The organism is Companilactobacillus allii (genome assembly GCF_001971585.1).
GTDB classification, from domain to species: Bacteria; Bacillota; Bacilli; order Lactobacillales; family Lactobacillaceae; genus Companilactobacillus; species Companilactobacillus allii.
The window spans coordinates 742,804-769,745 of record NZ_CP019323.1; the positions used below are offsets into that span (position 1 = coordinate 742,804).

Below are 26,942 nucleotides of genomic sequence, written 5' to 3' on the forward strand. Positions count from 1 at the left end.
TCTGTAAGTAAAATATCGTAATTGGACATATAATGCCAATTACGATATTTTTTTATTGATTTTAATGTTCAGGGTACCTTTTTTGAATTAATAAAAGTATAAAATATTATGTATAAAATAAAACTAGTTGTATGACAATTTAAATGAAACCGTTGACATTGTTTATATGTCGGTTCTATAATGTGGCTATGGTTGTTATATGGATAGTACAAGTTGGTGAGAATGTTGAAAAAGCAGCCATTTTGGCAGTATGAACAAATTAGTAACGAGTTGATAAGACAAATCGAAAGTGGTGAGTTAGAGGTTGAATCAAAGTTACCGTCAGAGAAACAACTGGGAGAAGAATATCAGGTAAGCAGAATAACCGTCCGAAAAGCTTTGGCTGAATTAGAAGAAAAAAAATATATTGAAAAGAGGCAAGGACAGGGAAGTTTTGTTAGAGCTCAACGTAGTGATGATGTTGAAATTAGTTATGTTGATAACCCCAGTGTTCAATTACGTAATTTTGGTCATTCGGTATATATCGAGGTTCAACAATTTCAAGTACTAGTAGATGGTGAAGAACCAAACATTAGAAAAGTTATGCAAATAGGAGATAACGAATATCTGTATAAAATTAATCAAATATATCTTTCTGATCGTGAACCTTTAATACAAAGAACGACTTATTTACTATTTGAAGATTACCCGATGATAAAAATTAATGAGATTCAAAATTGTGAACTTATGCCAATGTTGGTACAAAGATACAATTTAGATCCTAAGTTACTTCATCATGAAATTAGTACTAGTGTTGATCAAATTCCGTCAAGATTAAAGGGATTACCCAGTACAGCACCTAGAAAATCTTATGTTGAAACAACCACTACTTATGTGAATGAAGAAGATCATATCAGCTATATAAGTACTGCCATAGCACCATCTGCATCCAAAGTTTTCTTTTTGAAGCAGAAATTAAGAGGAGGAAATAACATGTCAGAACCACATATTTTACTTACAAGAATAGATAACCGTTTAGTACACGGACAAGTTGGAGTGACTTGGACTAAAACACTCGGAGCTAATTTAATATTGGTCGCAAATGATGCTTCAGCAGAAGATACATTACAACAAAAACTTATGAAGAGTACAGCAGATTCATCTGGTGCACAAATCAGGTTCTTTACACTTCAAAAGACAATGGATGTTATCAGTAAGGCTGCAGATCGTCAAAAAATATTTATTGTTGTTAAGACTCCTGAAGATGTCCTAACTTTGGTTGAGGGTGGTGTTCCTATTAAAGAAGTTAACGTCGGAAATATGCATTTTGCTCCTGGTAAAGAAGAAGTAACTAAAAAAGTATATGTAGACCAAGATGACAAAGATGCACTTATGGGACTTGTAAATAAGGGATTAGATGTTTATATCCAAGATGTACCTGGAGAACATAAGACACAAATCAATTTTTAATCTTTCGTTATTAAATATTAATCATATAAGGGGGATTTAGAATGGCTATTACCATGGCTCAAGGACTTATGCTTGCAATTTTTGCCGCTATAGCAGGATTAGATTCATGGCTTGAAGTTCTATATATATTTAGACCTATAATCAGTTGTACAATAGCTGGATTGATTTTAGGAGATCTACAATTGGGTATTATTGCTGGTGGACTAACAGAACTTGCTTTTGCTGGTTTAACACCTGCAGGTGGTACACAACCACCTAACCCGGCTGTTTGCGGTATTATGACTGTTGTTATTGCACATACAACTAGCGTATCGCCAGCCACTGCAATTGGTTTATCACTTCCATTTGCTATGTTAATGCAATATATTTTGTTAATGTTTTATTCAATTTTCTCAGTATTTATGCCAATGATGGATAAAGCTGCTCAAGAAGCTGATACGAGAAAATTTTCTAGAATACCATATTTGATTATGGCTATTGTAACCATTTCATTCTTTGTAGTTATTTTCTTATCAGCATATGCTGCACAAACACCAATGGCTGCTCTAGTTAAAGCAATGCCAGTATGGTTGATCCATGGTTTTGAACTTGCTGGAGGTGCACTTCCTGCTGTTGGATTTGCAATGTTATTAAAAGTATTACTACGTGTCGAATATACACCATATCTATTGTTAGGATTTGTTGTTGCAAGTTTTATCAATTTCTCAAACGTTTTACCAGCCGCAGTTATCGGTATTGTGTTTGCAATGATTGAATTCTTCCGTGATAAGAAGAATAAGAAGTTGCAGGATCAAATTGATGAAATGAAAGAAAATGGAGTCAGTGGGGGTGAAGAAGATGGCATCTGATGTAAAACAAGACGATACAGATAAGAAACAAGGGAAACTGACTAGTCATGATATAACGATGCTAGGTCTTCGTTCATCACTTCTACAATCAGCTTTCTCGTATGAACGTATGCAAGCTGGTGGATGGGCATGGTCTCAAGTACCTATTTGGAAGAAAATCTTTGGAAAAGATAAAAAAGGTTTGTCCGAAGCTATGCAAGATAACATGGAATTCATTAATACTTCACCACCACTTGTTCCAATTTTGATGGGATTATTAACTAGTTTGGAAGAGGAACATGTTAACAGACAAACTATCAGAGGTTTAAAGAACGGACTATTTGGTCCAATGGCCGGTATTGGTGATGCCATTTATTGGTTCACAATCATGCCAATTATTGGTGGTATTGCCGCATCATTTGCTTCAAAGGGAAATATTTTAGGACCAATTATATTCTTCCTAGTTTATTTGGGAGTGTTCCTATGTCGTATACCATTTGCTCATTTAGGTTATAACTTAGGTGTTAAAGCAATTGATGTTATTCAGGATAATTCAGAGATTATCGCCCGTGTTGCTACAATTATGGGTCTAACGGTTATTGGAGCATTGATTAGTTCATATGTTGGACTGTCCTTAAAAGTTAAAATAGGTTCAGTTTCACTACAAAAGGATTTCCTAGATAAAATTTTCCCTAATATATTACCATTAGCATTCACTTTCTTCCTATATTGGATGTTGAAGAAGAAAGTTTCTCCAATTGTTTTGATTGCTATAGTATTTGTACTTTGTATTGTATGTTCATTCTTTGGAATTATGTAAAGGAGTAAATTCTAATGTCACATTTTCAAACAATTGTAACTGGTCATGGCAAATTTGCCACTGGATTCAAGGGAGCCATTGAATTACTTGCTGGTAAGCAAGATACAATGACATTTGTAGATTTTTCTGAATCGATGAATGAATTAGACTTAGGTAAGAAATTGTCGGAATTAGTTAAAGATGATTCAGTATTAATTTTTACAGATTTGGCAGGTGGAACTCCTTATAAGGAGGCTGCTAAAATTGCTTTTAATAACCCTAAAGTAAAAGTAGTGGCTGGGTGTAACCTAGCATCGTTATTGGAAACGGCGTTCAATGAATATGAGACACTTGAAGCATATGCAAATGACTTAGTAAAAGTTACATGTCAAAGTGCGGAAGTCCTTGATCTTTCTGATTCTGATGATGAAAAAGAAGAACCTGAAGATGATGGAATTTAAAGTGTAAAAGTGAAGAGCTTGTGACATAACTCTACATTAAAAGAGCCTTCATACAGAAACGTTCGGTTTCCGTATGAAGGCTCTTCTTGTATAATAAAAGAATAATAAAAAAAGAGCACCGGTCCGAACACCGATACTCCACGAAATCACCCTCGAAAGGATGTTCCAAATTATGTTCAATAATTATAACATAAATCAGACAAGTTTAAATATGGCAATCGAATTTATTCCAGAGAAAGATCACGAAGCGTATTATATCAATGAATTAGTGGAATCTATTGAGTTTCACGATAGTTATGAGACAGGACGTCCGCGTGAATATGATTTGCGGGCCGTCCTAAAATTAGTACTATTTTCATATCTTAGAGGTCGCTACACTTGTCGCCAAATTGAGCGAGAAGCTCGCGAGAATATCTATGCACGTTGGTTGACTCAAGAACACGTTCCTTCATATCGCACAATTGCACGCTTTATAGTTTCCGACGAAGCTATGGAGATGATTCAATCAAGTTTTGAATCTATGCGTAGCTTTTTAGTTGAACATAACTTGATTGACGATTGTGTATTTATTGATGGGACCAAGATTTTGGCGAATGCCAATAAATATTCGTTTGTCTGGAAGAAGAAAATCATTCATTATGATGATTTAAACCGCGAAAAAGCTGAAGTCATTCTAAATGAAATAAAAGAAGTTGAAACCACTGCCTTTTCAGAATCATTACCCATGGACTATGATAATTTAGATTTGACTATTGCTAAGTTAGAAGAACGAATTGAACAATTGGATTTAAAAGTAGAAGAAACCAAGAAAATCTCTCCTAACCCTGCGAAGCGGGTGCGGAGAATAATGAAATCCAAGTTAAACAAGACAAAACATATCAGTGAGAAGCATGATAAATATTCAGAAGATATGAAGATTTTTGGTGAACGTAATAGCTTTTCAAAAACTGACCATGACGCTACATTCATGCGAGTCAAAGAAGACCCAATGCAAAACGGACAACTGAAACCTGGATATAACCTACAGATTGCCACTAGTAATCAATTTACCTTGGATTATGATCTGTTCTGGAATCCAACCGATACTCGTACCTTGATTCCATTCCTCAAAACTCTGGAGACCCACCGAGTTTTAGGACGTTTCATAGTGGCTGATGCAGGATATGGTTCAGAATCTAACTACAGATATATTGAAGATGAATTACTAGACCAAACTTCCTTGATTCCTTACGGTACGATGCTCAAGGAAAATAGTCGTAAATGGAAATCAGATGAAAAGAAAGTTCTAAACTGGGACTACCATGATATCGATGATTATTACATTGATCCCAACGGTGTTAGATTCAACTTTCTAAGAGTTACTATTAGAACCGATAAATATAAATTTAAAAGACAGTTTCGTTGTTATAAAGCCGAATCAAAAGATGAGAATCAAGAAATAATTGATGCGGCATTTAATAAAAGTGGAGGTGTCAGATATATTTATATTAATTCTGAATGGGAATATTTCAAAGCACATGAACGAGAGAAGCTTTATGGTAAAGTTGGGGCAAAAATATATGCCCAACGAAAAATCGATGTAGAACCGGTTTTTGGACACCTTAAGGCTTATTTGCATTTTACCAGGTTCACGGTTCGTGGAACTGATAAAGTCAAAAGCCAAATGGGATTAGCCTTAATGGCAATGAATATGGGAAAACTAGCCAAAAGAATGGCTTTTTCTTTAAAAAACAAAAGGACCAGAACAGGAAATCTTCGGATTTCCAAGTTCTGGTCTTATTTTTTATGGAGTTTTGTCACAAGCTCTTTTTTGATACCATATAAATAGATAACATATAGGGGGAAAAGGGGATGCTAAGTAAACGTTTCAAACTGATAATAACCAGTTTAGTGGTTTTATTATCTTTTACAGCAGTGGGATTTGTCGCTAATTTGAATGATACAGGTATAAGTATTATTCAAGCGGCACAAAAGATTAAATATATCGGAAAAGACAAATACGACATTGCTCAAGAAGAGCATAAAGCCTTACTAGCTAAGAAAAAGAAATTAACAAAGCAGGTTGATAGCACTAATAACCAAGTAGAGGATATTAAGAATCAAGAAGCACAAAAAGAACAAGAAGAAGCGCAACGATCAGCCCAGGTTCAACCTAGTTCTTCAACTGATACCTCTAGCGACAATACACGTGGTGATATGAATACCTCACAGTCAGGTCAGATAGTCGGGAATAAGAATTCTCATATATACCATGTGCCAGGTCAACGTGGCTACAATATGAATTCTAGTAATGCGGTTTATTTTCAAGATGAACAAGAGGCAATCAATGCCGGTTACAGAAAGGCAAAGGTGTAGGATATGAAACGTTCATTACAGATTTTGTTTGTTGCCTTATTGTCTGTTTCTTTGGCGGGATGTTCTGAAAGTGAATCTAGTAGTAACGATAATACTGCAAAGACTGAAACGGTTAAGAAAGATTACACATATCAAAAAAAGGCTGACAAGCTAGAAAATAGTAATAAGAAACTCAAGAAATCGATAACTAAGCTTCAAAACAAAATCACATCTAATCAAGATTATTTGAGTCAACATAATCAATCACAATATAGTAATAATAATTCAGATACTTCATCAACTGAGAATCTGGCGAAGCTTGATTATACGGGTACTCAAGAAATCATTGTAAACAACAATAATCCTAACTTCTCACAAGAAGATCTGACGACAACAAAAGGTGCATGGCAGACATATGGAGATCTTGATAATTTAAACCGTGCAACGCCTGCAAACGCTCTCTTAAATGTTTCCTTGATGCCAACTGACAAACGTACCGGATTAACGTGGAATCCCACAGGATGGCATAATAAGCGAATCAGCTCGGGATGGTTATACAACAGAAGTCATCTGATCGGTTACCAATTAACTGGTCAGAATAATAATCCTAAGAATCTCATAACTGGGACACGTTCACTGAATAGTCCTGAGATGTTAGCACATGAGATGGATATTGCTTATTATTTGAAGCAAAGCAACAGTCATTATGTTAGATATCGTGTTACACCGGTATTTAGAGGGGACGAATTGTTGGCACGTGGAGTTCAGATGGAAGGGCAATCCATTGGTGATGATGCGGTTCACTTCAATGTTTATATTTTCAATGTTCAATCAGGAGTTACGTTGAATTATAGTGACGGGACTAGTCAAATATAGTAAATAAAAAAAGCAATCTCAAACGAGATTGCTTTTTGTGTCGAAACATCTATTAATTAGTCTTTTGAAACTTTATTTTTCCATGAAGTTGCTGTTTCAGCTAATACTTCGTTTAATTCATCAATGTTCTTCTTACCTTCAGTGTTCATCCACTTCTTACCGGCTTCTTCACCATCTTTAGCAAATGGTTCTACACCGTTTCTCCATGTAGCACGTCCACAAAGAACACCATTGAACTTAGCACCGGCTTCTTTAGCCATCTTAAGTTCTGTTCTGAATGCTTCAGCAGTAACACCGGCACTCAAGAAGATATATGGCAATTCAGTAGCATCTGATTGTTCCTTGAAGTACTTAACTGCTTCTTCCTTAGTATAAACGGCTTTGTTGTCACCATTGAATCCTTCAACATAATCAAGGTTAATAGGAACTTCAACCTTCAAAACATCGATCTTGTATTCAGGTTTTGAGAATTCTTTCATTGTTTCGATAACCTTGTGAGGCTTAACCTTAGCATATTCAGCACTCTTAACATCACCAATTGAGTCATCGTATGTAACAAGTTCAACGAATAGAGGAATGTCTTCAGCAGCACATTCTGAACCAATTCTTTCAACAAATGCTTCTTTACGATCAACGATTGTCTTGTCTTCATCTGGATCAAAGTATAGCAAGAACTTAATTGAGTCAGCTCCGGCTTCCTTTAAACGACGAACAGACCATTCTGGGATCAAGTCTGGCATTCTACCAGCTTCAGTAGTGTCATATCCTGTCTTTTCGTATGAAACTAGAAGACCTGAACCATCGGCACGAACCTTTGCGGCTGGAAGACCATATTCTGGGTCAAGTAGAATTGATGAAGCATAAGGTGTTAATTCACTTGAAATAACTTTCTTAAATTCAACAATATCTTTTTCGTTTGCTGGCTTGCCTGAAGCTGCGGCTAACATTTTCTTTAGTGAACCACGTTGGTCAATAGCAAGTGCGGCGATAACTCCGTTTTTGTCTGACATTTTTTCGAGTGCTGCATATTTCTTTGGTGTCATTTATTCCATTCCTCCGATTTTTTAAAACAATTTTAGTAGTTAACTACGTTTACCTTTTCAAAATAATCTTTATATTGGTTAATGTCAATAAATCCTGTTTTTTCTTGAAGGGTATTCAAGATACCAACAGTCATTGCTCGTTTCATAACGTCTTCTGGACTTTCATGTTTTACAATACCAGCGGCAAGACCAGCAACAGTAGAATCACCTGAGCCAACAGGGTTGATCGCATGAATTTTAGGTATGTTTACTTTAAAGAATTTATCGATGTGTTTTACGAAACAACCCTTTGAGCCAAGCGATACTACTACCCAAGGAATATCTTGGAATATTTCTTCGGTTGCTAATTTTTCTTTCAAGTCGTCTAGATCTTCAACTTCTTTGCCTATAAGTTGAGCTATTTCGTCTTGATTAGGTTTGATCATGAATGGTTTAACATCGGCTTCAAGTGCTAATCTCAAAGCTTCGTTAGAACTATCTAGAATTACGGGTACGTTATGTTTTGCAGCAACTTTAACCATCTTTGTATAGAGGGCTGTTGATAATCCTTGAGGTAGACTTCCAGAAATTGTAACTAATGAAAATTCACTTACTTGTTCTTCAAAATGTTCCAAGAAGTTATTTTCGTCATCTTCTGTAAGACTAGGACCTGATTCAAGAATTTCAGTTTGATCTCCACCATCATGCAAGATTGCAATACAGTTACGAGATTCTTGATTGATTTTCATAAAAGCATGATCGACTTTTTTCTCGTCTAGTTGGTTCAAGATATATTGGCCAATAGTTCCACCAATAATACCTGAAGCTGTAACGGGAACGTCTAATTGTTTGAGAACTCTAGTAACATTTAGTCCTTTACCACCAGCAGTTTTAGAAACTTCTTTAACACGGTTGACCGTGTCGATCTTTAAGTGCTCAAGTGGGTAAGAGATATCAACAGAAGGGTTCATTGTAATTGTAAGAACAGAATTGCTCATTTAATAAAGCTCCTTTTTGGTGAGTCGCTTATTAAGAGCAACTCTATTGATATTGGTAAATGGGTTGAAACGAGTGATAAAAGCCAGATTCCTGCGCCTGCTACGAATACCGAATGCAACACTTCGTGTCACCTTCAATATTCTAGGCAGTGCTCAGAATCTAACCGGCTTTTTTCACTCTCTAAACGAGATATAAAGACCAAATTTCTGTGCTTGCTACGAATTATGAATGCAACACTTCGTGTCACCTTCATAATCCTAGGCAATGCTCAAAATTTAACCGGTCTTTCTATCTCTCTAATCGTGGTAATATCCTTCATTCCACAACTTCATCTCATGGTCATAGAAGTGTGGGTTATCGTGTTGTTCTGGATTATCTGGTTCTAGTGCGTCGATCTTTGCAACAAGAGCGTCGTCTTCACCTTTATAATCAGCAGCAAGATAAGTCTTAACGATATCTTCAGCCAAATGTTCACCGACAACGGCACCACCGAAGCTAATTACGTTAGCATTTAGGTGTTCCTTTGCATATTTAGCAGTTGTTGTATCGTTAACTAAAGCGGCACGAACTCCTTTGTTCTTGTCAGCAGCAGTTGAAATACCAACACCTGTACCACAAAGTACAACACCGTAATCGGCTTTTCCATCACGAACTAAGTTAGCAACACGTAGTCCGTATATTGGATAGTGAGTTCTTGTGTTATCGTATGTACCAACATCGATAACCTCATTACCCATAGCTTTTAACATATCTGAAATTTGCATCTTAACACTTGTGACAATATGGTCGTTTCCTAGTGCAATAATCATAAAATATTCCTCCTGTTATGTAATTCTATTGTGAAATTTATTAGATTAATTTTTCTAGCATATCTAGTCTGATTTGGTGACGTCCACCGGCGTAATCAACACCTAAGTATGAATCAACAATTCCTTCAGCCTTTTTAGGTCCAACGATTCCGGCACCAATAGCGATAGCTTTAGCACCGTTATGTTGTGTTGTCATATGTGCTGTGTTTTCTTCAACAACGTTAGCTGTAACCATTCCATGAATCTTGTTACTTGCCATTGCTGAGCCTGCACCGAATTCATCGAACATAACGCCACGGTCTGCTTTTCCATCAAGAATGTAATGTGATAGTTCAACTGATGAATCTACAAAATCAGCAGCTGGTTTCTCACTAAGGTCAATAACTTCATAACCTTTGCCTTCACCTTGTAAGTAACTCTTGATATGTTCCTTTAATTCAAATCCTGCTTTATCTGTTGCTAATGCAATTTTCATAAATTAATTCCTCCTGTTATCGTTGATAACTCTTACATATTGTTGATAATAATCTATTGTTTCATAAGAAGCACTCTTGTTAGTAATCAGATAATCAACATCATCTAGACTGTAAAAAGTATAAAAATCATTTCGATTCAATTTGTATTTGTCAGCCACGATGTATTTCGTCTGAGAATTATTTAAAGCAACGCTTTGGATACGACCTTCTTCGGTGTTGGCAGTCATGATTTGAGAATTTTGAATACCATTAACACCTACAAACGCCTTATCGAACTTCAATCCACTAACAGCATTGCTTGCTAATGCACCTATTAATGTTCCTGATCTACTACGGTAAATTCCGCCAGCTAAGATCAATTCACATTGAACGTCAGCGTTCTTAAAACTTTCAAAGACAGGAATACTTATGGTTACAATCCGCAAAGAATTAACGTTCTTAATATAGGGAGCGATTAATTCTAGTGTTGTACCAGGACCGACAAAGATTGTATCGAAGTTGCGAATCTCATTGGCTGCTAGTTTTGCTATCTCTTGTTTCTCTCTGATGTGAACTTCACGTTTTTCTAAATGTGAAGCTTCTTCTAATGGAGAAACATTGACCTTTTGAGCACCACCATGAATACGGATAAGTTTTCCGGATTCAGATAATTCTTCAAGATCACGACGTATCGTCATATCGGATACATCTAATAGGGAAGTTAATTCGTTAACAGTTACAATGTCGTTTCGATCAAGTTCCGATATAATCTTTAGAAAGCGTTCCTTTTTTAACAAAAGACCACCTCTTTTTGTTTACTATTGTTCGTTACAAACATAATTTAGCATCAGTTCTGTTCGTTGTCAATGTTTTTATTAATATTTCATAAAACCTTTTCATTTATTTAAAACCGCTATTATAGGAAGATAATACAGAATAATATAAGTTTTTCAATTAATGTTGACAATTTTTATGATAGCGTTTACTATTGTGTTGTAAACAAAAACAAACAACCGATAGGGCAGGTGGTGGTGTTAATGAACAATTTGGCTACTGATCCACTATTTAACGAAAGTGAAGTATTTATTTCAGACGCTTCAACTCAAGAAGAAGTCTTTCGTGAAGTAGCTGAGTCTTTGTATAAAAGAGATCTAGTAACAAAAGATTTCATTAATAATTTGTTAGAACGTGAGAAAAATTATCCAACTGGAATTGATATGTCTGTTGTATCGAAAAAGATACCTAACATCGCTATTCCACATACGGAGAGTGAATTCGTCAAATCACGAATGATCGTTCCTATCAAATTAAACAAAGAAATTTCTTTCCATAATATGATTGATCCAGGAAAGGAATTCGATGTGAAGTTTCTATTCATGATTTTGAATAATGATCCTGAGGGTCAATCCAATATTCTTGCTCAAATCATGGACTTTATGGCTCGTACTTCTGAAAACGAGTTAGTTTCATTCTTTAAAGCTAGCGATCCAAAGGATATTTATTCATTCTTGAATCGTAAGTTTATACAGTATGCAAAAGATAATAATTAAGGAGAGTGTATATTATGTACAAAATTTTAGCTGCTTGTGGTGCCGGAGTTAATTCAAGTCACCAAATCAAGGATGCATTGGAAACAGAAATGAGCAATCGTGGATACGATGTTCAATGTGACGCTGTTATGGTTAAGGATATTACAGAGGATATGATGAAGCATTACGATTTGTTCACACCAATCGCTGCTACAGACTTAGGATTTGAATCCGATGTTCCTGTTGTTGATGCTGGTCCTATCCTTTACAGAATGCCTGCTATGGCAAAGCCTGTATATGACCAAGTTGAACAAGCTATCAAGGATAGTGGTAAGGCATAGGCCTTACTTATCGGCATAAAATTCTAGGGGGAAACAGATATGTCAGGAATAATTGATTTCGCCAACGCGGTGTTCAAACCCTTAATTGACTTAGGTGCTGCACCTATGATGTTAATCGTTTTGACTCTTATCGCATTGGCATTTAGAGTTAAGCTTTCTAAAGCTTTAGAGGGTGGTATTAAATTAGCTATTGCTCTTACAGCCATTAGTGCTGTTATCGGATTGTTGACATCAGCATTCCAGGACGCATTGAATGCTTTCGTTAAGTCAACTGGTATTCAATTATCAGTAACTGACTTAGGTTGGGCTCCATTGGCTACTATTACATGGGGTTCTCCATACACATTGTTCTTCTTACTTATCATGGTTATCGTTAACGTTGTCATGATCGTAATGAACAAGACAAATACATTGGATGTTGATATTTTCGATATTTGGCATCTAGCTTTCGTTGGTTTGCTTGCAATGTTCTTTGGTGCAAACTTACTAATCGCTACAATTCTTGTTATTTTCATTGGTATTTTGAAGATTATCAATTCAGATTTGATGAAACCTACTTTTAACGATCTTCTTCATGCTCCAGCTTCAAACCCAATGACAACAACACATATGAACTACATGATGAACCCTATTATCATGGTGTTTGATAAGATTTTTGATGTTATTTTCCCATGGTTAGACAAATTCGATTTTGATGCTGCTGATTTGAACAAAAAAATCGGATTCTGGGGAAGCAAATTCGCCATTGGTATTTACTTAGGTATCTTTATCGGTTTACTTTCACACCAAGGTGTTAAGGAAATCTTTACACTTTCATTTACAGCCGCATTCTGTTTGGAACTATTCTCACTTATCGGTTCTTGGTTTATTGCCGCTGTTGAACCACTTTCACAAGGTATTACAGACTTTGCTAACAGAAAACTTAAAGGTAGAACTATGAACGTTGGACTTGACTGGCCATTTATCGCCGGCCGTGCTGAAATCTGGGCTGCCGCAAACGTTCTTGCTCCTATCATGTTACTAGAAGCTTTAGTATTACCTGGAAACAAAATTTTGCCACTTGGCGGTATCATCGCCATGGGTGTTACACCAGCCTTGCTAGTTGTTACACGTGGTAAGATTGTTCGTATGATCGTTATCGGTGCTTTGGAACTACCATTGTTCCTATGGGCCGGTACATTATCAGCACCAATGGTTACAGAAACTGCTAAGAAGCTTGGCGCATTCCCTAAGGGTCTTGCATCAGGTACAATGATCTCACATTCAACTATGGAAGGTCCTGTTGAAAAATTCTTGGCTTACCTTGTTGGTAACGCATCTAAAGGACAAATCACATTTGTACTTTATGCTGTTCTTGCATTAGCCGCATACCTATTGATTTTCGTATGGTACGCACGTCAAATGAAGAAGAGAAACAAGATTTATGCTGACGAAGCAGCTGCTGCAGCTGCAAAATAAGATTTAATAATAGGAAGGATATCTCTTAGCTGAGGTATCTTTTTTTTGTGTTCAATATCTCCAAATTGTACATAAGTTAATCTAGCCTAACAATTATGTGGAACTATCAAAGGTTTCCTGGTATGATATAAGTAAGTAATTAGGAAAGACTAAAAAATGGAGGGTCGCTATGATTGAAATTAGAGACCTCACCGTTGCTTACGATGACACACCGGTTTTCACTGATGTTGCCGTTAAATTTAACGCAGGCAAAATAACTGGAATCATCGGACCAAATGGTGCAGGTAAATCAACACTTATAAAGGCGGTACTAGGTCTGATCAACAAACAAAAAGGGACGGTCACGTATAATGGACGCCCCTTTAGTGATGTTCAGAAAAAAGTTGCATACGTAGAACAAAGAAAAGAACTGGATTTTAATTTTCCAATTAACGTCTTAGATGTCGTTATAACGGGTACTTATGGCAAATTGAGCTTATTTAAGAATCCGGGAAAAAAAGAGAAACTGGCTAGCCAAAAGGCACTGGAACAAGTGGCGCTAGAAGAATTCTCAAAACGCCAAATTGGCAATCTCTCTGGAGGACAACTGCAACGAGTGTTTGTGGCCAGGGCAATTGTTCAAGAGGCTGATATTATCATTATGGACGAGCCATTTGTTGGGATTGATCTTCAAAGTGAAACCGCAATAATGAAGATTATGAAGCAGTGGCGAGATGATAATAAGACTATTATTGTTATCCATCATGATTTGAATAAGGTTTCACGATATTTTGATGATTTGGTTATTATGAATCACGGCATCTTGGACTATGGTCCAACTGCTAGGGTCTATAATGCTCAAAACATTGAACATGCCTTTAGTCCGGATCTTTCTGAGGTATTATTTGAAACTCAGGAGGTGAATTCATGAACTCAATAGGTGAATTTATTGATGCTTTAGGTAAATACGATTTCTTACAAAGTGCATTATTGACCGCCATCATGGTCGGTATAATGTCTGGGATTATTGGAAGTTTCATAATCCTGCGTGGTATGTCCTTAATGGGAGACGCCATTTCTCATGCTGTTCTTCCAGGTGTAGCTGTTGCGTATATGCTTGGGATTAATATCTTGATAGGTGCTTCGATATTTGGTATTTTGGCTGCAATTATGATTGGATTTGTAGCTGCGCATAGCAAAATAAAGACAGATACTTCAATCGGGATCGTTTTTAGTGCATTTTATGCATTGGGCTTCATTCTGATATCAATGGCAGAGAGTTCAACCAATCTGCATCATATTTTGTTTGGTAATATCCTAGCAGTTAGTGACAGCGACATTATGACTACTGCTGTGGTATTAGCTATAGTGATTATGTTTGTTTCGATTTTCTATAAAGAATTATTAGTCACATCATTTGATGAGACTTATGCCAAGACATACGGTTTAAAAACACAATTAATCCATTATACTTTGATGTTAGTACTAACACTTGTGACTGTATCGGCGTTACAGACAGTTGGTATTATCTTAGTAGTAGCAATGCTGATAACACCTGCAGCAACGGCCTTCTTGTGGACAGATAAATTGTCGACGATGCTATATCTATCTGCTGGTGTAGGGACTGTTTCCTCAGTAATGGGATTGTATTTAAGCTACACATTCAACTGGGCATCCGGTCCAGCAATCGTGTTGATGGCAGCAGGACTATTTGCAATATCGTTTGTTACTTCTCCCAAGCAAGGTTTCTTAGTAAAGAAATTCACACGAAAAACTAAAAAGGAGTTGCCTATATATGAAGCGGATATTGACTAGCGTTATAGCGGCAATTGCAATTGTGGGTGGGGTGTTCTTATTCTTAAATAATCGTGCGACCACTACTGTAGAAGCTGATAATGATAAGTTACAGATTGTAACGACCAACTCAATCCTAGAAGATATGGTCAAAAACGTGGGTGGAAATAGAGTTGAAATCCACAGTATCGTTAAGCGTGGAACAGATCCACATGAATATGAGCCACAGCCAACAGATGTGGCCAAGTCAGTTGACGCTGATGTGATCTTCCACAATGGTTTGAATCTAGAGACGGGTGGTAATGGTTGGTTCACTAAGTTAGTTAAAACGTCAAATAAGAATTTTGATAAAGACGTTTTTGCGGCAAGTGACGGCATTAAACCACAACATCTAACTACTAATGAGAATGAAGTAGATCCACATGCGTGGTTAGATTTAAAAAATGGAATCATTTATGTTAAAAATATAACTAAGGTTCTAAAGGATAAAGATCCAAGAAACGCTGAATATTATCAACAAAATTCAGATCAGTATATTACAAAATTGACCAAGCTCCACAAAGAAGCAAAAGCCAAATTCTCAAATGTGCCAGAAAATCAACGCTTGTTGGTGACTTCTGAAGGAGCCTTCAAGTATTTCTCAGAAGCATATAAGTTAAAACCAGCCTATATTTGGGAAATAAACACGGAGGCTCAAGGAACGCCTGAACAAATGGAGAAATTGCTATCGATAATAAACAAATCAGATGTAAGAAGTCTGTTTGTTGAAACATCGGTCTCCGCTAAGTCTATGAATAAGGTATCAAAGGAAACTGGATTACCGATCTACTCCAAGTTATTCACTGACTCATTAGCTAGTGAAGGTAGTGAAGGTGATACTTACTATACGATGATGAAGTGGAATTTTGATAAGATTTATGAAGGTTTAATAAATTAAATAATTTGTGATTAGTTTCAAGTAGAGAAAAACTTCTTTACTTGGGACTTTTTTTTTACATTCATTTATCTGGAAAAATCCAATTTGGTAAATGATTAATTGGTTATTAGATTAATAAATATACCGATGTTTTTCCAATTGGCCAATATCAAATTAGTATTATGCTGTTATAATGTGAGTAATGGTATATATCTTTTTGAGGATTTTAAACAATTATTCAAATGGGGGGAATCATGATGGCTAAAAGAAAATTTTTAAAATATACCTCTATTATCTTTTTTCAATTAATCATTGTATTGACCGCATTTGCTTTGAATACAAAAAATATTCAGGCGGAAGAGACGCCATCATATTTGACAGAGATTCCACCTGGTATGGATTATAATCAAGTTAAAAGTAAAATCTTTGTTACTGATACTGCAAGTAAGACCTTGATCACAGGGGATAAAAATGGGTCAGGTATAAGTAATAACGCTTTCGGTTCACCGGTGAACGGCGTTTTTCCAGCCTTTATTGATATCGGTGGTACAAATAGTCCACAAGGTACACTTTGGAGTACTGACGATACCTCATTTGACGTAACGAAAAGCCATACAATTTCTATGTGGACATATTTCAATACCGAACCAATAGATGGAGGACTTGCATTTGTTCTACAAAATGACCCTCGAGGTGTTCAAGCCCTTTCGACAGTTACTAGTGACTCTAAGACTGCGCTTGCTCCAGTAGAGACACTTGGTGTTTGGGCGTCTGATCAAAACAACCTGACACATGTGAGTGGTGCAATTCAAAATAGCTGGGCACTAGAGATGGATACAAGTCTGAATAATAGTGGCTTGGTAAACGATTCTTTTGATGATGGATTGTCTACAACTGGTAATATGCACATAGCAGCTGGATATCCTGGTATGGAGTCTAGTTACACACCGTTATCAAATGGTGCATATAAGCTAAATCATACAGATCCAGACTATCATCTGGTTAGTGGTGAAGGATCCGGATATTTCTGGCATCACTTGGAGATTACATTTAATCCAAATGGTGACGGGACTGCAAATGTAACTTATAAGTTCAATGATAAGAATCTTGATGGATCGAAGAATACTAATACTGGCACCGAAACAGCCACTAATCCTATTGCTTCATCAAATACGTTCAAGATCGATTTGAGTAACTTTAATCTTAAAGATGGTCAAAAATTACGCTGGGGTCTTGTTGGTAGAGGGACTTCAAAGTCAATATCAACATTGGAATCCGTTGATACACTTGTTGATGCTGGTATTACAACAGATACTATTGATACCACTCAAGATAAGACTCTAAGTGGTAGTAATGACTATGTTAATGCCGGTGATAACATGACGTTAAGATATAATTTGAAATATAAGTCTGGTAAAGTTAATTGGGCTAATATATATTCTAAAATCAAAATTCCAGCCAACTTAACGGTTACTGGAGGAATCATTAATTATAGTAATGGAACTAGCGAATCACTTAATGCTAGTGAAGTAAGTAATGGAACTTTGGCGCACCAATTATCTCAATCATTGAATAGCTCAAATGACACCGCAACAGTTGACGTGTATGCCACAACTCCATCCCTTGTCACTAAAGATACCAAGGTCAATGGAGAAGTCGCCGCATTCTTTGGTGATACTTATGCTGGAAATGTAACGACTCAGGACTTTACAATAAGGAATAATGTTACAAAAGATTTGAATATTTCTAGCACCAGTCCAACGTCAACTTCGATTAAGAAGTCAGATTCCGCAACTATAAATGGAAATTTGAAGTACGGTAATGGAAGTGACTTTGATAGCTATGGTGTTGACTTGTATGTGAATATTGACGGTAAGGATCAAGACACAACCCAAATCACACCAGATACTGACAAGTCAGAGTTAAACTTCAGTGAAGTATTGTCTGGGACAACACTTGGTGTCGGTACTCATACGGTCAAGATATATGCGAAGGATTCTTATGGTAATACGTCACAAACACTGACCTTCACGATAACGGTAGAAGATAAATACGCCAATGTGGCTGCTGCTGACGATCTCAAATTCCAAAACATGACTAGTAACTATGTCGGAATAGTTAAACGTGATGGTGATTGGAATATTAAGGTAACAACAGCTAACTCACCTTGGGAATTGACAGCAACCGCAAAGAAATTAGTTGGTAGTGACGGTGATGACTTCGATGGATCGATCATCTACAAAAATGGTAGTTCTATACAAAGTATGCAAGATCAAATCGTGAGAATTGGTGGATCGACAGAAGCTCAAACTGGAACTATTGATATCGGTAAAGAATATTGGAAAGACAGTAATGATGGAGTTCTCTTGCAGTCAAATGCAGGAGATAAAAAAAGTCCAAAGTACACAGGTGTTATTACATGGACGTTAACAGATGATCTTGAAAATGATTAGATCATAAAGGACTCTTGACCGTAATGGTTGGGAGTCTTTTTTTGTGCTCATAATAATTGGTATAGTCAATCTATTTGAAATAAATTGAGTTTTTGTGATTTTTTTAACTTTTATAAGATGTCTAAGCCAAATCATCCTTTGAAATGTGCAGTTAGTAATATTGATTGACGATTCGTATGTGAAAACTATATCAAGCCTTGTTATATCAGTGTATAATCTGTGATGAAAGCTACTTTGAATAGTGGGATATCTTTTCGTCATAGAATAGATTAAACGCACGTAAGATTTTTTAGACTTGAGATTTAAAGATGACCAAAAGAGATATTGTTTAACTTTTCACTATTCTTTGAGAGGAAGTGATTTAGTTGGTATTGGAAGAAACGATTGCTGATCAAGGTTACTTATTTAACACTGGTCAGTCTTTTGAAAGCTTCGGATTCTTAGGTTGTCATGTTCAAGCTGACAACAAAACCGCGTTCAATGTTTGGGCACCAAACGCAAGAATCGTTTCAGTTGTAGGTGATTTTAACGACTGGAGAGATTCTGAACTAACTAAAGTTGGGACCACTGGTATTTGGCACGGTGATTTTGATGGTGTAAATTCTGGAGATTTGTATAAGTTTGCGATTACTGGACCTGACGGTAAAAGAAACTTGAAGATTGATCCTTATGCAACACAATTCGAAAAGAAACCTGGTGATGCAGCACTTGTTCCAGCCATTAGTAAACATAAGTGGCACGATGGACTTTGGCTAGGTAGAAGAAAGCGCAGCAACCCAGATTGTCGGCCATTGAACATCTATGAAGTCCACTTGGGTTCGTGGAAGCGACATGTCGACGATACTTATTACACATACTCAGAGATGGCGGATGAATTGATTCCTTATGTTAAGAAGATGGGCTATTCACACATTGAGCTGATGCCGATAATGGAGCATTTACTTGATGCTTCTTGGGGGTATCAACAATTGGGCTACTTTGCTGCAACGAGTCGCTTCGGCACTCTTGATGACTTCTTGGATTTTGTTGATAAGTGTCATTTGGCAAATATCGGCGTGATAGTCGACTGGGTACCAGGACATTTCATCAGGAATTACGATGCGCTGTACAAGTACGATGGCACGCCAACTTTTGAATATCAGGATGAAAATCGTGCTAACAATAGTCGTTGGGGTGCTTGGAACTTTGATCTGGGTAAGTCTCAAGTGCACAGCTTCTTGATCTCCAGTGCTATGTATTGGCTAGGTAAGTGCCACATAGATGGTCTGAGAGTCGATGCTGTTTCTAACATGTTGTACTTAGATTATGACGAAGGTAAAGAAGGACAAACCAACAAGCTTGGTGATAATCGTAATCTTGAAGGTATTGAGTTCTTGCAATTATTGAACACGGTGATACATAAAAAATATCCCAATGCATTGATGATTGCTGAAGAATCGTCAGCGTATGCAGGGGTAACTGATCCAGTTGAAAAGAATGGCTTGGGATTTGACTATAAGTGGAATCTTGGCTGGATGCACGATACTTTAGAATTCTTCGAAATGGACCCGTTATATCGTAGTGATCATTTCAACTTATTAACATTTGCCTTTGTATATATGAATAATGAGAAATTCATCCTGCCATTTTCACATGATGAAGTGGTCCACGGTAAGAAGTCCTTGATGCACAAGATGCCAGGAGATAGATATAATCAGTTCGCCAATCTACGTACGATGATGACTTATCTAATGACTTTTCCAGGTAAGAAGTTGACCTTTATGGGATCTGAATGGGGGCAATTTCTTGAGTGGCGTGATTGGAGTCAGCTTGAATGGGTCGATTTAGATGATCCGATGAATCAAAAAATGCAACAATTCACTAAAAAGTTGAATCAAATTTATCACGATCAAAGGTCAATGTGGGAACAAGATTATGTTATTGAAGGATTGAACTATACGAATACTGACGATGCTAAGAATTCGACTATGGGATTTATACGTCAGGGGAAAAGTAAGCGTCAATTTACTATTGCGGCATTCAACTTTGTGCCAGTGGAACGGAAGAATTATCGTATTGGGGTTCCTTTTACAGGTGAGTATGAATTACTTTTGAATACCGAAGATGAGTCTTTGGGTGGTACTTGGACAAGATTACAGACTCATTTCTTAGCTGACAAAACACCTTATAAAGGTCAACCAGCGAGTTTCACAGTCACTCTCCCAGCAATGGGAGCATTATTGATCAAACCTATCAAAAGTAGAGGGTGAGTCAAATGGACGAAAACAATGAAATGTTAGCTATTATTCTGGCTGGTGGACAAGGGAGTCGTTTAGGTAAGTTAACCAAATCTACGGCTAAACCTGCGATTCCATTCGGTGGAAGATATCGGATCATCGATTTTACATTGAGCAATTGTGCTAATTCTGGCGTGGATACTGTCGGCGTTATAACGCAGTATCAACCACTGGAATTGAACGCTCATATCGGTAATGGATCCAGTTGGGGATTGGATGATCAAAATGGCGGAGTCACGGTGCTACAGCCTTTTTCTTCTACAGAAGGTGAGAAGTTCTTCGAAGGAACTGCACATGCCATTTATCAAAATATTGAATATATTGATCAACAAAATCCAGAGTATCTGCTAGTTCTATCAGGAGATCATATCTACAAGATGGATTACAGCAAAATGTTGGCCTATCACAAGGCCAAAAAGGCGTCGTTAACTGTGGGTGTGATCTCAGTTACTAATGAAGAGGCCAAGCGCTTTGGAATAATGAACACAGACGAAACAGATCGTATTATTGAGTTTGAAGAAAAGCCTGAACATCCCAAGAGTACCAATGCTTCAATGGGTATTTATATCTTCAATTGGGCAACGTTGAGGAATTACTTAACTACTAGTTTCAGTACAAATAAAACCTTGGAGGACTTTGGTAAGAATGTCATCCCAATGTATCTTGCTAATAATGAGTCTGCGTACGCCTATTCATTTGAAGGTTATTGGCGTGATGTTGGGACTATTCACAGTCTTTGGCAAGCCAATATGGAATTTTTGTCACCACACAATAGTTTGAACATTGGTGATCATAACTGGCGCATTCACTCCAAGGCACAAGTATTACCGCCGATGTTTCTAACGAGTACTAGCAATGTCAACAATTCAATGATCGTTGATAGTTGCTATGTTTCAGGTGAAGTCGATCATTCGATCCTTTCACAACGTGTATCAGTTGGTGCCGGTAGTAAGGTCATTGACAGTATGTTGATGCCTGGGGCAACGGTTGGTAAGAACGCTGTAGTCGATCATGCACTGGTCGGTGAAGAGGCAGTTATTGGAGATGGCGCAGTCGTTAAAGGAACCAGCGAAGATATTGCAGTTGTAGGATATGGCGAAGTTCTGGGGGTTAAAAAATCATGAAACATAATACTGTGAGTGCAATTATAAATTTGGTCGAACCATGGGAAGAATTGAAATCTTTAACAGAGAATCGTCCCGTGGGAACCTTGCCATTTGGTGGTCGCTATCGTCTAATAGATTTCCCTTTATCCAGTATTGCTAATGCTGGAATTAGGAACGTAATGATAACGTCACCACGTTCAGGTCGTTCAGTCGCTGATCATTTGCGCAGTGGTAATGACTGGAACTTGGATACTATTCGTGGTGGATTATTCAATTTTCCATACAATGATTTATCACTAGTTTCACCTGAGAAAAAAGAAGCTTTGATACATCATTATTATGACAACACGATTCTCTTTTTAAAACGTAGTAATAGTGAATATTCGGTCGTTATGGGAACACGCAATATCTGTAATATCGACCTTGCTGCCTTACTTCGTTATCACAAAGAACGCGACAATCCAGTCACCACTGTATATAAGAGTGTGGATGCCAAAAGTGTCGATCCTGACACCAAGGTATTACAGGTGACTGATAATGGGATGGCGACAGCAGTTGTTGCAGCTTCAAATACTAATGTGTCACCAAATGAAGATGGCAAACTTGCTAAGAGTTTGAACATTTACTTGATGAGTACGGTCGATCTTATTGATATCTTAAATGAAGCCAATATGCGTGGAGAGCTGATCAGTTTGGAGCGTTTGATGTTGCGAGCAGTCATCCAACATAACGCTAACGCTTTTGAATATACAGGATTTTATGCCAACATTCATGACATCGGTAGTTACTATGATGCTAGCATGTCGATTCTCGGGGAAGATAATTTCAGAGCACTATTTTACAGTCAACGCCGTATCTACACGAAGGTCAAAAATGAAATCCCGACATTTTTTGCGAAGAGTTCGCAGGTCAAAGGGAGTTTGTGTGGTACAGGTGGATATATTGAAGGTCAGATCAAACATTCGGTCATTTTCCGTAACGTCCTTATCAATCGTAATTCAAAGATCACCAATTCAGTTATTATGCAGGGAACACGGATAGGGGCTGGCACAACTATAGAAAATGTCATTATAGATAAAAATGTCGTTGTAGGTCCCAATTTACAGCTGAAAGGAACTCCGGAGAATCCCCTAGTTATTGGTAAAGGGAAACGGATATTTCGGCAAACGGAGGTAGAAAATGTCTAAGGTTTTATTTGCTGCAGCAGAAGCAGCTCCATTTTATAAGACAGGTGGATTAGGAGATGTAGCCTTTTCACTACCAAAAGCATTGAATGAAGATATAGATGAATTACGAGTGGTTATCCCTTATTATGAAAAGTTATTTCCAGCCAAATATAAGAAGCTTGTGAAAGACTGGATGTATTTTCAAGTTCAAGTTGGGAACAAACCGAAGTATTGTGGTATCAAAACACTGGAATTGAATGGATTAAAATACTATTTGATCGATAACGAAGAATATTTCGGCCGTGATAACTTATATGGATATTGGGATGATGGTGAGCGTTTTGCCTTCTTCCAGCTGGCTATTTGTGAAATGATGGAAAAGATCGACTTCATACCTGACGTATTGCATCTTAATGATTGGCACACTGCATTTATACCTGTGTTATTGAAAGATAAGTATAGTTGGATCCAGTCATATGCACATATCAAAACAGTTCTGACCATTCACAACATTCAATTCCAGGGTGTCTATGATCCTATAGTTCTAGGCAGTTTGTTTGGGATCGGAACTAGGACTTTTGATGAAGGCAGTATTGAATTCTTTGGTAATATCAACTTCATGAAAGGAGGCATAACTTTTGCTGATGCCGTTACAACGGTGTCTCCAAGGTATGCTTCTGAAATACAAACACCAGAGTTTGGTGAACATCTCGAAGGCATTTTGCAGGATAATTCATACAAATTACAAGGGATCGTCAATGGAATCGATATGTCTGTTTATGATCCAGCCACTGATCCATCGATCCCGTATCACTTCGATGCAATAGATACGACCAATAAAATCAAAGATAAACATGCCTTACAAAAGATGGTCAGATTACCAGAAAAAGATGTGCCAATTTTTGCGGTCGTGTCTAGATTGACTCGTCAAAAAGGGATGGATCTGTTATTAAGTGCGTTGAATGACTTTTTGAAATCACGAGATGTGCAAGTTATCATTTTGGGTACTGGTGACAAGGACTTGGAAGATGGCTTCTTGGGTTATCAAGATGCATTCCATGAGAAACTTGCTGCAAAGATCCAGTTTGATGTGAAATTGGCTCAGATGATCTATGCAGGTAGTGACGTGTTCTTAATGCCGTCAGCGTTTGAACCATGTGGATTGTCACAGATGATGGCTATGCGTTATGGCAGTGTACCATTAGTACATTCAGTCGGTGGCTTGAGTGACACAGTTACTCCGTATAATAAGTTCACCAAAGTAGGAACTGGATTTGGCTTTGATGATTACCGTTTTGAAGTGTTAAAAGAAATGATGGATTCAGCGTTTGAGTTGTATCATGATGATCCAAAAGCTTGGGGAAATCTGAGAAGTCAGGGCATGGAACAAGACTTTAGCTGGCACAAGTCGGCTAAGAAATATCGTCAATTGTATCAAGAATTGGCTGACTAAACTGGGTTACTACAGGAGTAAAAAAACATGAAATTAAAAGAATCTGATTTTACAACGGATTTTGTCAATGAGATCAAGGCAATGTACGCTGTAGACTTAAAAGATACGTCAGCTCTAGAGCAGTTTATTGCATTGGGTCAATTACTTAAGCGTTATAACGCCGACAATTGGACCAATACTTCAAAAGGTTATCGAAAGAACGATTTGAAACAGGTTTATTATTTCTCAATTGAATTCTTACCGGGAAGGTTACTTCAATCCAATCTCTTGAATCTTGATATTTTGGACACGGTTAGTAGTGGATTGAAAAAGCTCGGCTTGAATTATGAAAAGATCTGCCAAGCTGAACCAGATCCAGGACTTGGTAATGGTGGACTGGACAGATTGGCAGCCGGCTATATGGATGCAATGGCAAGTTTGGGTATGGCTGGTAATGGTAATGGTATTCGCTATCGTTATGGCTTATTCAAGCAAGTGTTTATGAATGGCTATCAAGTGGAGTTGCCTGATGACTGGCTACGTAATGGCAATGTGTGGGAAGTTCGGCGTGAGAATCGTGCCTGTGTGGTCAGGTTCGGTGGACACGTTTGGCTTCAAGAACAAGCGGACAAAACACTTAGACCAGTATATGATTACACCGACGATGTCTTAGCTGTACCTTATGATATTGGAATGGTCGGCTACCACAATGGGGTGACGAATACCTTGAGATTATGGTCAGCAGAATTACCACCAAGTGCAGATCATACTTATTATTCACAAAAACAACGTGACAATATCAACGACATCACCAAGGTATTGTATCCAGATGACTCCAGTGATGAAGGCCGCTCTTTGCGCTTGCGACAGGAGTATTTCTTCTCATCAGCCGGTATCCAAAGTATCGTCAGACATTACTTCTTGGAGCACAATAATCTGAAGCAATTCGCTCAAAAAGTCGCTGTGCACATTAATGACACACATCCAACATTAGTAATTCCCGAATTGATGCGGATACTACTAGATGAATATGATTGTTCATGGGATGTAGCTTGGCAAATAACTACTGCTACGATGAGTTATACCAATCATACAATTATGCAAGAAGCACTGGAGAGTTGGCCAATTGATATGTTCAAAGGTCTACTTCCCAGAATCTATCAAATAGTGGAAGAAATAGATCGTCGTTATCGTAATGAAAAGACTCCAATTTTTGGTAGTAAAGTGGTGGATAACACAGCTCCACTCGGTAATGGTCAAGTAAGGATGGCTTATTTGGCAGTTATCGGCAGTCACAGTGTCAATGGCGTAGCACCGTTACATACAGAATTGTTGAAGAAGGATGTCTTGGCTGATCTATATCGGATCTACCCTGAGAAATTCAATAACAAAACCAATGGTATAGCTGATCGTCGCTGGTTAGAATTGGCCAATCGACCATTGACCAAGTTGATCGACCAAAGAATCGGAATGAATTGGCATGATAATCCTAAGCAACTACAAACACTGACAGCGTTTGAAAATGACACAGAATTCTTGCATCAGTTGGCTGAAGTGAAGTTGACTAATAAACAAAGACTTGCGGAATACGTTAAGGAAAATATGAATATCACTCTCAATACCGACGCAATTTTTGATGTCCAAATCAAACGTCTCCATGCATATAAACGTCAATTGCTACACGTATTCGAGATCATTCGTGAGTATCAAGATATCAAAGATAACCCTCAAAAGTCAGTCACACCACGGGTACATATCTTCGGCGCTAAGGCGGCACCAAGCTATCATTATGCCAAGTCAGTTATTAAGGTCATCAATGCTTTGGCAGACTTAGTTAATAATGATCAAGCTATCGGTGATAAGTTAAAAGTAGTCTTCGTACCAAACTATGGAGTCTCACTAGGAGAATTGATTATTCCAGCTGCTGATGTCAGTGAACAGATCTCTACAGCATCCAAAGAAGCTTCTGGTACTAGTAATATGAAGTTGATGACCAATGGAGCTCTTTCACTAGCCACATTAGATGGTGCCAATATCGACATTGTGAAAGCAGCTGGTTCTGAGAATGAGTATACTTTCGGATTAACTTCAGATGAAGTTTATGGTTATTATCATCGTGGTGACTACCAAGCTCAGAAGTTCTTTGACGGTAATCAAGAATTACAACGTGTGGTTAATGCGTTGATCGATGGGACAATTCCTGAGATATCCACTGAGGGTCGTGAAATATATAATTCACTCTTACAATACAATGATGAATATTTTGTTATGGCAGATTATGAAGATTATGTAGCTAAGCAAAAACAAATCTCGTCTGATTTCAATGATGTAAAAACTTGGCAGAAAAAATCATTGGCCAATATCGCTGCATCAGGTACTTTCTCTGCTGACTATGCAGTGGCTAGATATGCTGAAGATATTTGGCAAGTACCATTTGATCGGATCTTGAAGTAAGAGGTGT

The 26,942-nt window shown here is 37.5% G+C and carries 24 protein-coding genes; 19 read left to right on the forward strand and 5 right to left on the reverse strand.

Going from position 1 to position 26,942, the window contains the following annotated elements:
* Positions 1-222: 222 nt before the first annotated feature.
* The 7 genes from agaB to BTM29_RS03580 all read left to right on the forward strand — a co-directional run bounded on the left by agaB (position 223) and on the right by BTM29_RS03580 (position 6,746).
* Positions 223-1,449 carry a PTS galactosamine transporter subunit IIB gene (agaB, locus tag BTM29_RS03550; RefSeq protein ID WP_120270344.1) on the forward strand — a complete coding sequence of 409 codons (1,227 nt, stop codon included), beginning with the start codon at positions 223-225 and terminating at the stop codon, positions 1,447-1,449.
* A 41-nt stretch (positions 1,450-1,490) separates the two neighbouring features.
* A complete protein-coding gene (gene agaC / locus BTM29_RS03555; protein WP_076614189.1) occupies positions 1,491-2,297 on the forward strand; it encodes a PTS galactosamine transporter subunit IIC in 807 nt (268 codons plus the stop codon).
* A complete protein-coding gene (gene agaD / locus BTM29_RS03560; protein ID WP_076614190.1) occupies positions 2,287-3,096 on the forward strand; it encodes a PTS galactosamine transporter subunit IID in 810 nt (269 codons plus the stop codon). The genes agaC and agaD overlap by 11 nt, the downstream gene beginning before the upstream one ends.
* 14 nt (positions 3,097-3,110) lie before the next feature.
* Complete coding sequence (locus tag BTM29_RS03565; protein WP_076614191.1) at positions 3,111-3,536, forward strand: PTS sugar transporter subunit IIA; 426 nt, start codon at positions 3,111-3,113, stop codon at positions 3,534-3,536.
* Between the two features lie 172 nt (positions 3,537-3,708).
* The gene (locus BTM29_RS03570) at positions 3,709-5,364 is read left to right on the forward strand and encodes an IS1182 family transposase (RefSeq protein ID WP_076614192.1); all 1,656 of its coding nucleotides are present in this window, start codon (positions 3,709-3,711) and stop codon (positions 5,362-5,364) included.
* Positions 5,365-5,387: 23 nt separating this feature from the next.
* Positions 5,388-5,891, forward strand: a complete 504-nt coding sequence (locus BTM29_RS12680) for a sunset domain-containing protein (RefSeq protein WP_083685910.1) — start codon at positions 5,388-5,390, stop codon at positions 5,889-5,891.
* A 3-nt stretch (positions 5,892-5,894) separates the two neighbouring features.
* On the forward strand, positions 5,895-6,746 hold the full coding sequence (locus BTM29_RS03580; RefSeq protein ID WP_076614193.1) for a DNA/RNA non-specific endonuclease: 852 nt from the start codon (positions 5,895-5,897) through the stop codon (positions 6,744-6,746).
* A gap of 56 nt (positions 6,747-6,802) precedes the next feature.
* Here BTM29_RS03580 and lacD read toward each other — a convergent pair whose 3' ends face one another.
* The 5 genes from lacD to BTM29_RS03605 form a co-directional block, all read right to left on the reverse strand.
* Positions 6,803-7,789 carry a tagatose-bisphosphate aldolase gene (lacD, locus tag BTM29_RS03585; protein WP_076614194.1) on the reverse strand — a complete coding sequence of 329 codons (987 nt, stop codon included), beginning with the start codon at positions 7,787-7,789 and terminating at the stop codon, positions 6,803-6,805.
* A 32-nt stretch (positions 7,790-7,821) separates the two neighbouring features.
* Positions 7,822-8,766 carry a hexose kinase gene (locus BTM29_RS03590; protein WP_076614195.1) on the reverse strand — a complete coding sequence of 315 codons (945 nt, stop codon included), beginning with the start codon at positions 8,764-8,766 and terminating at the stop codon, positions 7,822-7,824.
* 297 nt (positions 8,767-9,063) lie between these two features.
* Positions 9,064-9,576 carry a galactose-6-phosphate isomerase subunit LacB gene (gene lacB, locus BTM29_RS03595; RefSeq protein WP_076614196.1) on the reverse strand — a complete coding sequence of 171 codons (513 nt, stop codon included), beginning with the start codon at positions 9,574-9,576 and terminating at the stop codon, positions 9,064-9,066.
* A gap of 40 nt (positions 9,577-9,616) precedes the next feature.
* Complete coding sequence (gene lacA / locus BTM29_RS03600) at positions 9,617-10,051, reverse strand: galactose-6-phosphate isomerase subunit LacA (RefSeq protein WP_076614197.1); 435 nt, start codon at positions 10,049-10,051, stop codon at positions 9,617-9,619.
* A gap of 3 nt (positions 10,052-10,054) precedes the next feature.
* Positions 10,055-10,828: a DeoR/GlpR family DNA-binding transcription regulator gene (locus BTM29_RS03605; RefSeq protein ID WP_076614198.1), complete on the reverse strand. Its 774-nt coding sequence runs from the start codon at positions 10,826-10,828 to the stop codon at positions 10,055-10,057.
* Between the two features lie 240 nt (positions 10,829-11,068).
* Here BTM29_RS03605 and BTM29_RS03610 point away from each other — a divergent pair, with 240 nt between their 5' ends.
* The 12 genes from BTM29_RS03610 (at position 11,069) to BTM29_RS03665 (ending at position 26,935) form a co-directional block, all read left to right on the forward strand.
* Positions 11,069-11,581, forward strand: a complete 513-nt coding sequence (locus tag BTM29_RS03610) for a PTS sugar transporter subunit IIA (protein WP_076614199.1) — start codon at positions 11,069-11,071, stop codon at positions 11,579-11,581.
* A gap of 14 nt (positions 11,582-11,595) precedes the next feature.
* Positions 11,596-11,901, forward strand: a complete 306-nt coding sequence (locus BTM29_RS03615; protein ID WP_076614200.1) for a PTS sugar transporter subunit IIB — start codon at positions 11,596-11,598, stop codon at positions 11,899-11,901.
* Positions 11,902-11,940: 39 nt separating this feature from the next.
* Positions 11,941-13,359 (forward strand): PTS galactitol transporter subunit IIC, encoded by a 1,419-nt coding sequence (locus BTM29_RS03620; protein WP_076614201.1) that lies wholly within the window; start codon positions 11,941-11,943, stop codon positions 13,357-13,359.
* A gap of 169 nt (positions 13,360-13,528) precedes the next feature.
* Positions 13,529-14,269, forward strand: a complete 741-nt coding sequence (locus BTM29_RS03625; RefSeq protein WP_076614202.1) for a metal ABC transporter ATP-binding protein — start codon at positions 13,529-13,531, stop codon at positions 14,267-14,269.
* Positions 14,266-15,153 (forward strand): metal ABC transporter permease, encoded by an 888-nt coding sequence (locus tag BTM29_RS03630; RefSeq protein ID WP_076614203.1) that lies wholly within the window; start codon positions 14,266-14,268, stop codon positions 15,151-15,153. Before BTM29_RS03625 ends, BTM29_RS03630 begins: the two co-directional genes overlap by 4 nt.
* Positions 15,134-16,069: a metal ABC transporter substrate-binding protein gene (locus tag BTM29_RS03635; protein WP_076614204.1), complete on the forward strand. Its 936-nt coding sequence runs from the start codon at positions 15,134-15,136 to the stop codon at positions 16,067-16,069. The genes BTM29_RS03630 and BTM29_RS03635 overlap by 20 nt, the downstream gene beginning before the upstream one ends.
* A gap of 236 nt (positions 16,070-16,305) precedes the next feature.
* A complete protein-coding gene (locus BTM29_RS03640; RefSeq protein WP_076614205.1) occupies positions 16,306-18,501 on the forward strand; it encodes a hypothetical protein in 2,196 nt (731 codons plus the stop codon).
* Between the two features lie 371 nt (positions 18,502-18,872).
* The gene (gene glgB / locus BTM29_RS03645) at positions 18,873-20,750 is read left to right on the forward strand and encodes a 1,4-alpha-glucan branching protein GlgB (RefSeq protein ID WP_418236012.1); all 1,878 of its coding nucleotides are present in this window, start codon (positions 18,873-18,875) and stop codon (positions 20,748-20,750) included.
* Between the two features lie 5 nt (positions 20,751-20,755).
* Positions 20,756-21,901, forward strand: a complete 1,146-nt coding sequence (locus BTM29_RS03650; protein ID WP_120270346.1) for a glucose-1-phosphate adenylyltransferase — start codon at positions 20,756-20,758, stop codon at positions 21,899-21,901.
* A complete protein-coding gene (gene glgD, locus BTM29_RS03655; protein WP_076614207.1) occupies positions 21,898-23,070 on the forward strand; it encodes a glucose-1-phosphate adenylyltransferase subunit GlgD in 1,173 nt (390 codons plus the stop codon). The genes BTM29_RS03650 and glgD overlap by 4 nt, the downstream gene beginning before the upstream one ends.
* On the forward strand, positions 23,063-24,502 hold the full coding sequence (gene glgA, locus BTM29_RS03660) for a glycogen synthase GlgA (protein ID WP_076614208.1): 1,440 nt from the start codon (positions 23,063-23,065) through the stop codon (positions 24,500-24,502). Before glgD ends, glgA begins: the two co-directional genes overlap by 8 nt.
* A 27-nt stretch (positions 24,503-24,529) precedes the next feature.
* Positions 24,530-26,935 (forward strand): glycogen/starch/alpha-glucan phosphorylase, encoded by a 2,406-nt coding sequence (locus tag BTM29_RS03665; protein ID WP_076614209.1) that lies wholly within the window; start codon positions 24,530-24,532, stop codon positions 26,933-26,935.
* Positions 26,936-26,942: the final 7 nt, after the last annotated feature.

Coding starts and splice junctions, on each gene's coding strand:
- agaB (WP_120270344.1), top strand. CDS start 223: ATGTTGAAAAAGCAGCCATTTTGGCAGTATGAACAAATTAGTAACGAG.
- agaC (WP_076614189.1), top strand. CDS start 1,491: ATGGCTATTACCATGGCTCAAGGACTTATGCTTGCAATTTTTGCCGCT.
- agaD (WP_076614190.1), top strand. CDS start 2,287: ATGGCATCTGATGTAAAACAAGACGATACAGATAAGAAACAAGGGAAA.
- BTM29_RS03565 (WP_076614191.1), top strand. CDS start 3,111: ATGTCACATTTTCAAACAATTGTAACTGGTCATGGCAAATTTGCCACT.
- BTM29_RS03570 (WP_076614192.1), top strand. CDS start 3,709: ATGTTCAATAATTATAACATAAATCAGACAAGTTTAAATATGGCAATC.
- BTM29_RS12680 (WP_083685910.1), top strand. CDS start 5,388: ATGCTAAGTAAACGTTTCAAACTGATAATAACCAGTTTAGTGGTTTTA.
- BTM29_RS03580 (WP_076614193.1), top strand. CDS start 5,895: ATGAAACGTTCATTACAGATTTTGTTTGTTGCCTTATTGTCTGTTTCT.
- lacD (WP_076614194.1), bottom strand. CDS start 7,789: ATGACACCAAAGAAATATGCAGCACTCGAAAAAATGTCAGACAAAAAC.
- BTM29_RS03590 (WP_076614195.1), bottom strand. CDS start 8,766: ATGAGCAATTCTGTTCTTACAATTACAATGAACCCTTCTGTTGATATC.
- lacB (WP_076614196.1), bottom strand. CDS start 9,576: ATGATTATTGCACTAGGAAACGACCATATTGTCACAAGTGTTAAGATG.
- lacA (WP_076614197.1), bottom strand. CDS start 10,051: ATGAAAATTGCATTAGCAACAGATAAAGCAGGATTTGAATTAAAGGAA.
- BTM29_RS03610 (WP_076614199.1), top strand. CDS start 11,069: ATGAACAATTTGGCTACTGATCCACTATTTAACGAAAGTGAAGTATTT.
- BTM29_RS03615 (WP_076614200.1), top strand. CDS start 11,596: ATGTACAAAATTTTAGCTGCTTGTGGTGCCGGAGTTAATTCAAGTCAC.
- BTM29_RS03620 (WP_076614201.1), top strand. CDS start 11,941: ATGTCAGGAATAATTGATTTCGCCAACGCGGTGTTCAAACCCTTAATT.
- BTM29_RS03625 (WP_076614202.1), top strand. CDS start 13,529: ATGATTGAAATTAGAGACCTCACCGTTGCTTACGATGACACACCGGTT.
- BTM29_RS03630 (WP_076614203.1), top strand. CDS start 14,266: ATGAACTCAATAGGTGAATTTATTGATGCTTTAGGTAAATACGATTTC.
- BTM29_RS03635 (WP_076614204.1), top strand. CDS start 15,134: ATGAAGCGGATATTGACTAGCGTTATAGCGGCAATTGCAATTGTGGGT.
- BTM29_RS03640 (WP_076614205.1), top strand. CDS start 16,306: ATGGCTAAAAGAAAATTTTTAAAATATACCTCTATTATCTTTTTTCAA.
- BTM29_RS03650 (WP_120270346.1), top strand. CDS start 20,756: ATGGACGAAAACAATGAAATGTTAGCTATTATTCTGGCTGGTGGACAA.
- glgD (WP_076614207.1), top strand. CDS start 21,898: ATGAAACATAATACTGTGAGTGCAATTATAAATTTGGTCGAACCATGG.
- glgA (WP_076614208.1), top strand. CDS start 23,063: ATGTCTAAGGTTTTATTTGCTGCAGCAGAAGCAGCTCCATTTTATAAG.
- BTM29_RS03665 (WP_076614209.1), top strand. CDS start 24,530: ATGAAATTAAAAGAATCTGATTTTACAACGGATTTTGTCAATGAGATC.